The organism is Halobacillus sp. ABR2_026, assembly GCF_056158545.1.
Genome location: NZ_JBSWTM010000001.1, coordinates 2,940,849 through 2,952,635 on the forward strand (window position 1 = coordinate 2,940,849; position 11,787 = coordinate 2,952,635).

15 protein-coding genes are annotated in these 11,787 nt (G+C 41.6%); 2 read left to right on the plus strand and 13 right to left on the minus strand.

What is annotated here, in order from left to right; translation table 11 throughout:
- Nucleotides 1-69 precede the first annotated feature (69 nt).
- A complete protein-coding gene (locus ACXADE_RS15235) occupies nt 70-987 on the minus strand; it encodes a proline dehydrogenase family protein (RefSeq protein WP_474981288.1) in 918 nt (305 codons plus the stop codon).
- Between the two features lie 211 nt (nt 988-1,198).
- On the opposite strand from ACXADE_RS15235, the gene ACXADE_RS15240 reads away from it, so the two are divergent.
- Together ACXADE_RS15240 and ACXADE_RS15245 are read left to right on the plus strand one after the other, a co-directional pair.
- Nucleotides 1,199-1,459, plus strand: coding sequence for a hypothetical protein (locus ACXADE_RS15240; protein ID WP_474981289.1), 261 nt, complete (start codon nt 1,199-1,201; stop codon nt 1,457-1,459).
- Between the two features lie 10 nt (nt 1,460-1,469).
- Nucleotides 1,470-1,799, plus strand: coding sequence for a spore coat protein (locus ACXADE_RS15245; RefSeq protein ID WP_474981290.1), 330 nt, complete (start codon nt 1,470-1,472; stop codon nt 1,797-1,799).
- Between the two features lie 46 nt (nt 1,800-1,845).
- Here the strand turns inward: ACXADE_RS15245 and ACXADE_RS15250 are convergent, their stop codons facing one another.
- From ACXADE_RS15250 to ACXADE_RS15305, 12 genes are all read right to left on the minus strand, one after another.
- Nucleotides 1,846-2,052, minus strand: a complete 207-nt coding sequence (locus ACXADE_RS15250) for a heavy-metal-associated domain-containing protein (RefSeq protein WP_474981291.1) — start codon at nt 2,050-2,052, stop codon at nt 1,846-1,848.
- 135 nt (nt 2,053-2,187) lie between these two features.
- Nucleotides 2,188-2,952, minus strand: coding sequence for an STAS domain-containing protein (locus ACXADE_RS15255; RefSeq protein WP_474981292.1), 765 nt, complete (start codon nt 2,950-2,952; stop codon nt 2,188-2,190).
- The gene (locus ACXADE_RS15260) at nt 2,939-3,592 is read right to left on the minus strand and encodes a cobalamin B12-binding domain-containing protein (RefSeq protein ID WP_474982243.1); all 654 of its coding nucleotides are present in this window, start codon (nt 3,590-3,592) and stop codon (nt 2,939-2,941) included. Before ACXADE_RS15260 ends, ACXADE_RS15255 begins: the two co-directional genes overlap by 14 nt.
- An 11-nt stretch (nt 3,593-3,603) precedes the next feature.
- Complete coding sequence (locus ACXADE_RS15265; RefSeq protein ID WP_474981293.1) at nt 3,604-3,972, minus strand: hypothetical protein; 369 nt, start codon at nt 3,970-3,972, stop codon at nt 3,604-3,606.
- The gene (locus ACXADE_RS15270; RefSeq protein WP_474981294.1) at nt 3,969-4,274 is read right to left on the minus strand and encodes an antibiotic biosynthesis monooxygenase family protein; all 306 of its coding nucleotides are present in this window, start codon (nt 4,272-4,274) and stop codon (nt 3,969-3,971) included. Before ACXADE_RS15270 ends, ACXADE_RS15265 begins: the two co-directional genes overlap by 4 nt.
- A 210-nt stretch (nt 4,275-4,484) precedes the next feature.
- A complete protein-coding gene (locus tag ACXADE_RS15275) occupies nt 4,485-5,291 on the minus strand; it encodes a VLRF1 family aeRF1-type release factor (RefSeq protein ID WP_474981295.1) in 807 nt (268 codons plus the stop codon).
- An 82-nt stretch (nt 5,292-5,373) separates the two neighbouring features.
- Nucleotides 5,374-6,600: a hypothetical protein gene (locus tag ACXADE_RS15280; protein ID WP_474981296.1), complete on the minus strand. Its 1,227-nt coding sequence runs from the start codon at nt 6,598-6,600 to the stop codon at nt 5,374-5,376.
- Nucleotides 6,587-7,810 (minus strand): DUF58 domain-containing protein, encoded by a 1,224-nt coding sequence (locus tag ACXADE_RS15285; protein ID WP_474981297.1) that lies wholly within the window; start codon nt 7,808-7,810, stop codon nt 6,587-6,589. Before ACXADE_RS15285 ends, ACXADE_RS15280 begins: the two co-directional genes overlap by 14 nt.
- Nucleotides 7,807-8,754 (minus strand): AAA family ATPase, encoded by a 948-nt coding sequence (locus ACXADE_RS15290; protein WP_474981298.1) that lies wholly within the window; start codon nt 8,752-8,754, stop codon nt 7,807-7,809. The genes ACXADE_RS15285 and ACXADE_RS15290 overlap by 4 nt, the downstream gene beginning before the upstream one ends.
- A gap of 168 nt (nt 8,755-8,922) precedes the next feature.
- Complete coding sequence (locus tag ACXADE_RS15295; RefSeq protein ID WP_474981299.1) at nt 8,923-9,825, minus strand: glycine betaine ABC transporter substrate-binding protein; 903 nt, start codon at nt 9,823-9,825, stop codon at nt 8,923-8,925.
- Nucleotides 9,826-10,021: 196 nt separating this feature from the next.
- Entirely contained in the window at nt 10,022-10,198 is a 177-nt protein-coding gene (locus tag ACXADE_RS15300) for a YfhD family protein (RefSeq protein WP_474981300.1), read from the minus strand.
- Nucleotides 10,199-10,378: 180 nt separating this feature from the next.
- The gene (locus tag ACXADE_RS15305; RefSeq protein ID WP_474981301.1) at nt 10,379-11,548 is read right to left on the minus strand and encodes an MFS transporter; all 1,170 of its coding nucleotides are present in this window, start codon (nt 11,546-11,548) and stop codon (nt 10,379-10,381) included.
- Nucleotides 11,549-11,787 lie beyond the last annotated feature (239 nt).

An 11,787-nucleotide genomic window follows, 5' to 3' on the forward strand; every position in this document is an offset into this window, starting at 1 on the left:
TGCGTTTTTTTCTTCTGTACGCAGTATATGCAAAAACAGATAAAATGCCCGCACTAAACGGGCATTTTATCATTTTCCAAATACACCTTTTAATACAAAAGCTACGTTCGCCGGCCTTTCAGCCAGCCTTCTCATAAAATACCCATACCAGTCATTGCCGTAAGGGACATAAACTCGCATTTTATACCCTTCTTTCACCAATTCTTCCTGCCTCTCCACCCGAATACCATAGAGCATTTGGAATTCAAAAAGGTCCTTGGGAATATTTTTTTCTTTCACAAGGGATTTCGTGTACTCGATCATCTTATCGTCATGACTGGCCACAGCTGTATAATTCCCATTCATTAAATGAATACGAATGATTTTCTTTAAGTTTTCATCGACGTCTTTCTTTTCCGGGAACGCCACTTTAGGGGACTCTTTATAGGCTCCTTTAACAAGGCGGAGGTTTGGATTGTACGTATCAAGATCCTTGATATCCTCTACCGTCCGGTACAAGTATGATTGCAGGACCGTCCCGATATGGTCATAATCCTCTTTGAGTTGCTTAAAGATCTCCAGCGTTTTTTCACACCGTTCATAATCTTCCATGTCAATCGTTACAAATACATCTTTTTCCTCGGCGACATCGAGGATTCTCCTCATGTTCTCCATGACAAGATCTTCTGATATATCCAATCCCATAGACGTTAACTTTAATGAGAGTTGTGAATCCAGTTTATAATAAGCGATCGCTTCGATCGCTTTTATACACCCCTCTGCAGCTTCTCTAGCTTCCGACTCGCTATCGATGAATTCCCCGAGATGGTCAATCGTTACAGACATCCCTTTATTATTGAGTTCTTGTATCGTTTTAACAGCATCCGGTACGGTTTCACCAGCTACAAACTTTCCAGCTCCGAAGCGAAGTCCGTATCTTTTAGCTAATTTCGTAAAGAAGCGGTTTTTTGATAAAAAAAGAAAGAAGTTTCTAAGTAAACGTTCCATCCTTTATTCAACCCCCTAAATCCATCCCCATATCGGGTCAGACTTTTCTGTCTTGTAATCGTTAACATACTACAATTTTATCATTTTTTTAATAAAATAGGGAAAAATAATGGTTTGTTCGACGAAATCCTATATGTTTCGTAGGTATACAATTTTTATTATAGAAATAAAGAAGACGGTCATAATAAGAAAAGAAAAAGGAGGTTGCCTCATGCAACAACAAAATCAATCAGCTATGCAGCAATCCCAGTCTATGCCTCAACCCCCGGACATTGTAAGCACCAAGGACCAACTCTATCTGGCTGATATGCTGTCCTGGAATTTAAATGCATGTAAAAAAGCGCACTTTTTCGCGCAAAATTGTCAGACGCCTGAAATTCAAGCCGCTTTGGAAGAGGCTGGTCAAATGCATCAGCGACATTATGATCGCCTGCTCAATCATTTGAATACTCCCTCTCAAAAAATGAATTAGGAGGATAATAATGACCCAAACACAAAAAATCCAAAATCCTGAAACAAATGTCCCAAAAACACCGCAAATGAATGAAAGAGACTTCATTAATGACCAATTGACGACAGAAAAGTATATGACGTCTTCTTATAATGTAGCTTTAAATGAAGCAAGCAACCAAAACCTTTACCAAGACCTGGCTACGATTTTCAAAGAAACCCAAGACTGTCAGCGCAACTTATACAACCTCATGTTTAAGAATGGCTGGTATGCGCTTGAAGTTGCGGAGAGTCAAAAAGTTGACCAGACGTATCAACAGTTCACCGGTTATAAGACTCAGCTCCCCTATACCGTTCAGTAATCCTATGAGTAGAGAAAAAGGAGCCCGGCATTCGGGCTCCTTTCCTTTATCCTACAGGTTCAAAACCTTGGGCAGATACTGCCTCTTTCATCATTCCCTTTGTCACATAAGCTTCATCGAAAGTGATGTTCACTTTTCCACTGTCTGCGTCTGCTTCAACTCCATGAACACCTTCCAATTTTTGCAGGACACCTTTGACTGATTGTTCACACTGTTTGCCTGTCATTCCATTTACCTCTAATGTCATTTCCATGATCATTCACCCTTTCTCATTTGATATTGTCCTTTTTATTACCATTCCACAAATTAGGAAAGATTTAACCTACAATTTGATTAGGACCGCCTAAAAACAACCCCCCGCTTCCATATTGGAGACGGGGGGTTGTTTTTAGGTGATTTCATATTTTTTTAAAGCTTGATGTAAAGAGTTCATAAAAGTGATTTGGGAGGGAAAGCCAAGAGATTGTACACGTTTGACTTGTTCTGGACGAATGCCAATGATCATGACTTGTGATCCCATATAGAAAAGGGAGGTCATCAGGTTTTTTAATAAGTGGGCTCCGTCTTCATCCATCTCACCTACAGCGGTAAAGTCGAAAAGCACTTGATCGACATCACTTTCCTGCACGGATTGTAGCAATGGTTCTTCAACGGCGTGCATCTTTTCAGCAGTGATAAGCCCGAAAAGTGGAATCAACGCTGTTTCCTCTGTTAAACGTATAAAAGGAGCGGATAAACGGTTCCCGTGATGAATGGCCTCTTCAAGCTTTTCTTTCTCCTCCAAAAGCTGAAAGTTGGTATCATTCAATCTTGATCGCAATTGATCCATCGTTCTGTTCACTTTCAGTAACTGATCATCTTTAGAGATAATTAGTACTTCTGCATATAAATCATTTTTCCAGCTTACATGCATATCACATGTCACAGGTACGCCTTCATCTACGGAAGGTTTGACCGCAATTTCTATCGACAGTTTGTGCACCTCTGGATTCACCCAATGTTTCACTTTAGAAAGACTTCCCTCATCGATAATATTCAACAGGCTTTCAACCTCACCAAACGTTGATGCCGCCTCATCAGACAGGGATTCAATCCGATAATTTTTATTCATGATAAAATGCGGGAGAGGGAAGCTGCGTTCAACTCGTTTCATTAATCGTTTCTTCCCTTCCTTCATTGAACCACCGTTTCAGATGATCCAGATCCTTGACGATCATGACCTGATCGGACTCAAATTCTTCTAAATCGTAATTCATCGCCAATCTTCCGCCAATCATGATTAAAGGTTTCCACTCCAGCGCTGAAAATTTCTCAACCATTGTCTTTATTGATTTCAACCGATAAGGCAAAGCAGCAGACACTCCAATGACATCCGGTCGGTATTTCTCAATTTGCGTGAAAGAATGAGCCATCGGAAGGTCCGGGCCCAGGTACCTCACTCTCCATCCATATACTTTGAAAGTGTCTGCTACCATTTTCAAACCAATATAATGCTGCTCTTCTTCCACACCAAACAATACGGCTTTGAACCTTTTCTGCTGCTTACTGCTGGAAAGAACTATTTCTGCTTCTAGTTTGGATAATACGAAATCACAAATGGCTGTAGCTAGATGTTCATCTGCTACTGAAATCTCATTTCGCTCCCAGAGTTCTCCAACATAATACATAGCAGGAGTAATAATGTCTTTATATAAATAAGCCCTTGGATATTTTTCTAACAAAGCTTTTGTATAGTCTACAGCCCCTTGTTCATCTCCTTCAAGAAACAAGCGGGCCAATTTTTCATGTTGCACGTCCAAAGTATTCACCTCTTTGAAAGTGTATGCAAGTGTTGTAACGCCGTCTCCAGGTAATTGATATAACACTCTTTTTCGTCTTCATCCACTACATTCATTCCTGTTAATAAACGAACAAGACGTTCATAATTATCAATGATTAATGTAGTGGGGACCTCCCTTGAAGTAAGGACAGTGTTCAACCATTTGGTATAATCCATAAAAAAATCGACGCTATTCATTTCATAGGCCGCTTCTAAGTGATCCAAATGATGGAAATTATCTTCTTCCGTACGATCCCGGCCGTTTTGTCCAAATTTCTCCCATAAATAGGGGTAAGCCTCATAGATTTCATCAGCTACCTGCTGAACCACGCGTGACTGCTCAGATTTATTCACGTTGCAACCACCTCATATTTCGTCACCTTAGGAACGATGCCTTGAAGCTCTTGATCGGGATAGTGCTTCTCTAACTCATGGATCTTCTTGAACTGTTCACTGCGCGCCCACTTTAAATAAGCTTCTTTCGATTCCCACTCCATATGAACCGTTAACTCTCCAGGCTTTCGATCATTCTGAAGCAATTGAAAAGATAAGAATCCCTCTGCTTCATCTACAAGCCTCGATCTCTTTTTGTATATATTAATTAAGTCATCCGCTTTATGTTCAGGTACCTTCACCATAGAATCCACGACGAACATATATAATTCCCCATTCTGAATTATTTTCACTAAATACTATTTTATCATACCTATTTCTTTTATGTATAATGTAAAGGTTCACCATTTCCCGTTCCATAAGCAGGCTATTTTCTATGGATAAATAATGAACCAGCACTTCACAAAACCCTCTCCCCACACTACATGCCCATAAAAAAAGTACCGGCGCATAACCGGTACTTTTCCACACCATTATTGGACGACTTCATCGATGACATGCATCTCTTCATGATCCAATAGGTTTTTGTTGACCATATCTTTCGCTTCCTTATTCATGTTATCCTGCAGATCCTTAAGCTCTTCCTTATCTCCAACGAGATAGAAGCGCTCCCATCCATAATCCTTGGCCAGTTTATCAATTTTCGGAGCTACACTCTTGTACCAGCGATAACGATTGGCATCAAAGCGCTCCTGAAATTGATCCTTTTTGGATGTTTTCGCTCCACCAGATCCCATGGAAGGCTGAGCTCGGTGTGGACCTTGATGCTGCCTCCAGTCTTCTGTATCCAGGTCAAGTTCGAACAATTGTGTATCTTTCAGAGAACCAAGCTCTGCATCAATCAATTTTATCTGGTTCTTTTGTGTTAAAACGATTCCTGTTTTAGGAAAGTTCTTCTGCATTTCCTTCAACTGATCCAGAACAGGGCTTTCTTCCCAATAAAATTCCGTCTTCACAGGCATCTGAAAGCGTTCCGCGAACCAGACAGTCTCATCACCGCTTGCAAATAAGACCACGCTTTTAGCAAAGTTTTGTTCATTCTCTTCTATGAATTGCTCCACTTTTTCTTTGACCGCCCAGTAATTCCGTTTTTCGTCGGAATCACCATCTTCCTTTAAATAGGATTCGAAGTTATTCAAACCGTTCTTTAAATGGATTTTCCATTCTCCTCCTTGTTGCTCTGGGTCGGAAGGGTCGGTGTTTAAATACATCGTCAATACTTTTTGTGGTTTTTCTAAGTGTACTTGTTCTAGTTTCTTTATTTCTTTATTTAAGTCCATAAAACAGCGACTCCTTTCAAGAATTGTAAATCGAATCTACACTATATGTTTCCTGAAAAAGAAGGACTTAAACTTATTTCTTTTACGAGTCCACGCATTTGTTCTCGATTTGATTCTTCAATTCTTTCAATTCCCGATCCAGCTGTTTTTTTTCTTCTGATGACAGTGTTTGCTTTCCATAGCGGACATTTTGGTAAAGGACGGTCGATTCAATATCCAGACCAACTCTCTTGAACCAATCTTCTATAGATTCATGCCAATCCCTGCCACAGCCTTTTTTCGCTGCGAATTTTTCAAATGAACGAAATTGCTTTCGCGCCCATCCATTTGCACTTGAACGATGAAAACGAACAGGGAAGATTGATCGATTCCTCTTTTTTTCGTCATACGTAAAATACTTATAGGTAACGGCATCCACAGGTTGAGCACTAGAATCTTCTCCCCGCTTCCTTACAATAAAGAAAATGAAGAGAGCCAACAGAACCGCGCATACAATCAGAACGACTACGCCTGTTTCCACTGCCTCCGCTACGGCTTGAGCCGTTTCTTGATTACTTTCATTCATCTGCTTCAACTCTTCTTCTCTTTCTTCAGTCGAGGTTTGGAACTCATGAAGTGCATCTTCCTCTATCTGCTCAATCTTTGAAACATCAAGGCCGATCATTGCAAGAAGGGACAAGAGCCCATGAACTACGACAAGACCACCATACGAGATCCCACTCCAAAGAAACCCAACAGTTGCACGCATATAGGGAAGAAGAAATAGAAGGACGTAGGTTCCTGTAATCAGAGATAGAAACATGACGAGAAGGCTTCCCCAAGCCCCTTTCCGCTTCCTTTTTTCCACTTTGTAGTAATGGGAAACTGCATATCCTCCCCAAGTTACCACGTACAAAGAACAGAGAGCGGCAACAAGTTCCCATGCAGGAAAGAAAAACAAGAAGAGAAAAGTCATGATAGACGCGGTCAATAGTAACGGAATTTCATGATTCATATCCCCGTCCTTATCATGCGCATGGTATCTCCAAATTAAGAAGGACCCTACCATGAAACTTATAAGCAAATCCCCTTCTATGAAATAAGCTGTCAACATTACGACACCTATACTTAAAAGAAAGGGTAGAAAGCTGGATGTCCATTTCCCAGTAAATAAGAATGAAGCAATGCTAAAAGCCACATATGTACAGAATTGACCAAAAGAAAGAGAGAGTGGCGTCCATTCCCATACAGGAAAGAAAAGAATGTAAAAAACCAGTACTTCGCTTAGTACCTGATAAAAGAATACGATATCCTTTTTACCTTCTACCATAAGTGACCACTCCTTTATCCAAGGCTGGACGTAAAAAGGAAGAGGTTTCATCAAGCTCCACCTGGAGGACGCGAATTCCTTTTGCCTCCCATTTCTGTATTTGGGCTTTTGTATTTTCCGGGACTTCTCCGACAATCAGAACAACCTTACTATCTACACCATCAGTTCCCAACCAGTGAAACAGTTCATGGACAGGGAGAAAACGCATTTCTTTGTCAATCCTCGCCATCATTTCCAACGACTTTTTCAAGTGTTCCCGGCCTTCTCCTTTTTCCTGATAAAAGTAAGGGTTCTTCTGGGGCTTCCTCGTATTGATGAACAACTCATAAGGATAACCAAAATCCGCCGCAGTATAGCATAAATAACAGGCCGCAGAGAGTAAAGGTTCCAGTTGCAAAGAAATATGCTCATTCCCGAGCCGCGTTTGTTCCACTACATTGACAATAATCGTCCAACTCGCATCCGCCTGACGCTCCAGTACCTTCGTTTTCAGCGTTTGGGATTTAGCACTGGCTTTCCAATGAATTTTATGAAAAGCATCCCCTTGTTCATAGTCCCTCGTTCCAACCGGCGTTAGAAAATCTTCATATGGAGAGAGACTCGCTCGTTGTTCCCCCACTGTAAACGGAATGAATTCCTTCACCCCATGGACCGGAGCCGGAGATGGATAAACGATAAATTCTGTTTGAAAAGGCTTTTGATACCACATCCTTACAGGTGTGAAGTTCATCAAGTGAGGAAACCTGAATGATAGATGATTCGCCTTTGTGACTCCGCGTTTTACTCCTTTTATCGGAATGTTGACCACAGATGCCCCTCGACTAATTAAAGAAAATGGAACCTTGTACGCGTTCCATTGCGTCATTTCCTGCATAATCTCTTTACGACTGCTTACTGATTTTCCAATATAAAAGGAGATGGTTCCATTAAGCACGGGGACACGTGAATAATTGTTCACTTGAATTTCCCAGTCTACTTCATCTCCAGGAAAAAGTCGGACAGACCCCCGCTTATTGATCACTTCGAAGTTTGACCCTCCAAAACGGTCAAAAGCTATACTTCCTATTAAAAAAATAACGAGGAGCACAGTAGGGACGTAGAGTAGAGGCTGGTTGATGACAAAACCGATGAAACCAGTAAAGACAACAGCAGCAAATACGCCATCATAGAACCCCCGGCCCATTCCGGGCTGCTTTTTCCAATCCTTCACTGCACAGGACCTGCTTCTACAGGGACCGGGACAGACTGGATCACTTCCTGAATCACCTGGATTTTCGTTTTCCTTATCGAACCTTCCATGGAAAGAACGATGCGGTGCTCCAACACATAAGGAGCCAGAAACTTCACATCTTCAGGACGTACATACGAATAATCTGAGAGCAGAGCTCTTGTCTGACAGGCATTCATGAAAGCAAGCGCCCCTCTCGTACTCACCCCTAAGTCAATATCATCATGTTCACGAGTAACACGTACAAGGTCCAGTATATAATTCATCACATCGTCCTCAACTTCGATCTTTTTCGCCTGTTCGCGGAGACTCAAAATATCCTCGATAGAGATTTGCTGGGTTAAAGCATCCATGGGTTCACCTTTTTGATAGGTCTTTAAAATGTTTCTTTCTTCTGTTTCGCTCGGATAGCCCATGTCGATCTTAAAAAGAAACCGATCCAACTGTGCTTCCGGAAGAGGGAAGGTTCCATGATTCCCTTCTACTGGATTCTGTGTTGCCAGGACGAAGAGCGGCGGTTGAATCTTCATCGTTTCTCCATCTACCGTGGTTTGCTTTTCTTCCATAACTTCAAGCAGACTGGACTGTGTCTTTGGGGTCGCCCGGTTGATTTCATCCGCCAGCAGGATGTTTGTCATGACCGGCCCTTCTCGAAGTTCGAACTCGTGCGTTTTAGGATTGTAGATTTGAATCCCTGTCACATCACTGGGAAGTACATCCGGTGTAAATTGAATTCTAGAGAATTTCCCATCCATCACCTTCGCGATGCTTTTAGCCAATTTCGTTTTGCCCGATCCCGGTACACTTTCTAATAATGTGTGACCATCTGCAATGAGGGATATGAATAACAGCTCTACTACATCATCTTTACCAAGGATTACTTGGCTGATTGTTTTTTGGGCGTTTCTTATTTTCTCTATACTCACTATGTATGAACTCCTTTATCCTTGAATATTCAGGCCCCATTATATCAGATGTTATTGGATAATTCTTTCAATTCAGACGAAGATTCAAAGTTTTCACTTCGTATTGGGGCCCTTCGATTATGCAAACATACAAAGAACCCGCTCTGAATCAGAGCGGGTTCTTGTGTGTTATTCTTTCGTCCATTCGTCAATAAGGTCCTGGTGCTCATCAATCCATTTCTGCGCACCTTCTTCAGCGTCACCAGCTTCATTAATACTGGCCATTAAACTTCCAAGTTGATCATCGTTCAACATGAACGTGTCAAACCATTTAACGACTTCTGACTGATCCTCTTCCAAACCTTTGCGCGCTGCATAGGAAATGTTCTCGGAATCGCCATAAACGTTCTTCGGATCTTCAAGGAATTTCAAATCCATCTCTGAGAATACCCAGTGAGGCTTCCAAAGGGTTGCAACGATCGGTTCTTCACTTTCCATTGAATTTTTCAATTCTGTAATCATCGTTGGTTCTGAAGATGCTGCAAGCGTATAATCCAGGTCATACTCGCTGATCACATCATCAGTCAATGACATAATACTTGCTCCGGCATCAATTCCTACGATCTGTTTGTCAGGGAATGCGTCTGACCCTTTCAAGTCCTCAATGGAATTAACGTCTTCCATATAGCTTGGTACAGCAAGTCCTAACTTCGTTCCTTCATACCACGTTTCCCGCCAGTCGATATCTTCCTCATACTTTTCATAAAAGGCTTTGTCTGTATTTGGAAGCCAGATCTCCATTCCGATATCCAAATCTCCACTGGATAGAGCTTCGTAAAGGAAACCTTTCTCCACCTGTTCCAGTTCCACTGTATAACCTTTCTCTTCCAGAATAAGCTTCCACATGTTGGATACTGCAACGTTCTCGGCCCAGTTGTTCATTCCTATACTAATGGTTCCTTTTTCATCGGAACTTTCTGCATTGTCACCTTCACTACCGTTTGTATCTTCTCCAGACTCTCCACCGCAAGCAGCTAATGTCAAAAGAAGACCAAGCAGCATGGTCGGCAACCATATACGCCATTGTTTCATAACTTTAAACCTCCAATTAAGTATTCCTTGCTTATTATGTGATTCGTTTTGTAAACACCATTCGGAATTATACCATAAAGTATTACAAGTTCAAACAATTCAAACTGTACAGAATGAATAACTGTTTATTTTATGGGAGACCAGGTCATCCAATATTTGGATGACCTGGTGTAGTAATATTTACCAATTCTAACCTTTATTGTCGTTTGTGTGCGCGACGATCTGCGGCTTCTGCTCTTTCTTGAGCGATTTTGTCGTCACGATCAGCAAGCTCTTGAGAGAACTCTACATCAATGTTCTTTTGATTCTTTGGAGTCTGAGGCAGTTTACGCTTTTGTTTTCCTTTATTCTTACGGTGGTCATCTCTACCCATGTTCTTCCCTCCTTTTAGGTTGGAACATTGATAGTATTTATCGAATGAGGAAAAATATGCTCAGCGCAATCTTTGATTTTGTCGCTCCTGTGAGGGCATTGTACAGATTGGGGTGCTGGAGCTCCCTCCATTAAAATGGCACCCAATAAAAAAACCCCACCGTTTCCGGTGGAGTTGTGTCTATTGCTGGACGGCTTCCTGACGATACGCTTGACGGCCGCGAGTGATGGAGTAATAAGCAGAACCGAGCGCCATAAGAATGAAAAATCCACCCACGGTTGCATTATGAATCACCGAAGTCTGTTCAATGACAAATCCACCAATGGAAGAACCAAACGCAATCCCGAAATGCAGCGCAGAGTTGTTCAGACTTTGCTGGATATCGGATGTCTCAGGTGCCGATGAAATCAAGTAATTTTGCTGTGCAGGAGTTACGGCCCAGCTCAGGGCACTCCAAACCACCATCACCATTAAGAATAATGGAAGGGAGAAAGTAACATATGGAATCGTGAAAATGGCAACTGCAAAAACAAGAATAATCCCGAGGATACTTTTCTCAGACCCAAATCTATCGGATAAGAATCCTCCGACTCCTCCTCCCATAACTGCAGCTACTCCAAAGATAAAGTACACGATACTTACCCACGTACCGTTCATTCCCATTTCCGACTTTAGGAATGGAGTCAAGTAAGCATACAAAGCAAGGTGACCGCTCAGGAACAAAAATGAAGTCAGCTGCGCAGAGAAAATTTTCTTATCTTTCAACGTCCTTAATTGTTCTTTAACTGAAATGACAGGTTTCGGAGCGATACTTCCCAGTGAAATCCAAACTGCTGCAAAAGAAAGCAGCGTCAGTACACTGATCAGTAAAAAAGGGGCACGCCATCCGAAACTGTTTCCAATCGTCAGTCCGATCGGTACACCGAGAACAAGCGAGGCACTGATCCCCATAAAAATGGTACCAATAGCTCTTCCTCTATACTCTTTATTAACAATAGCAGAAGCAATCGTTACAGCGAGCACCACCAGCAGCGATCCACTGGCTGCTGTCAATACTCTTGCCAACATGATTGTTGAATAATTCGGACTCATATAAGCAAGTATGTTACCAAGAAAGAAAATGACCAACGTGACAAGCATCAATTTCTTCCGATCAAACCGGGCGGTTGCTGTTAATAAAATGGGGGACGCCACCGCGAATACTAAGGAGAAAATGGTAATTAATAAACCTGCTTGACCAAGTGTAATGCCAAGGTCATTGGCTACAAGGTCTAAAATTCCGCCGATAATCAATTCGACTGTTCCGACAACAAAGGCAACAAGTGCTAATAAATATACTTTTTTATTCATAATTGCACGACCCTTCCTATTAGGTTACCACTATAATGGTAACCATTTAAAAAGGAGAAGACAAGAGGAAATGTTTACGTTTTTCCTTCCTCCATGTATTCTAAATTTAACAAGGGAATTTACTCTTCAATTGTGGATTTTCAGTTTGACATGTTTTGGGGTTCCCCTCCACTAAAGGGGTGCTTTATACTCTCTTTTGGTTATTTACTCTCCTTCTATAGAACCTGGACAATCAACTC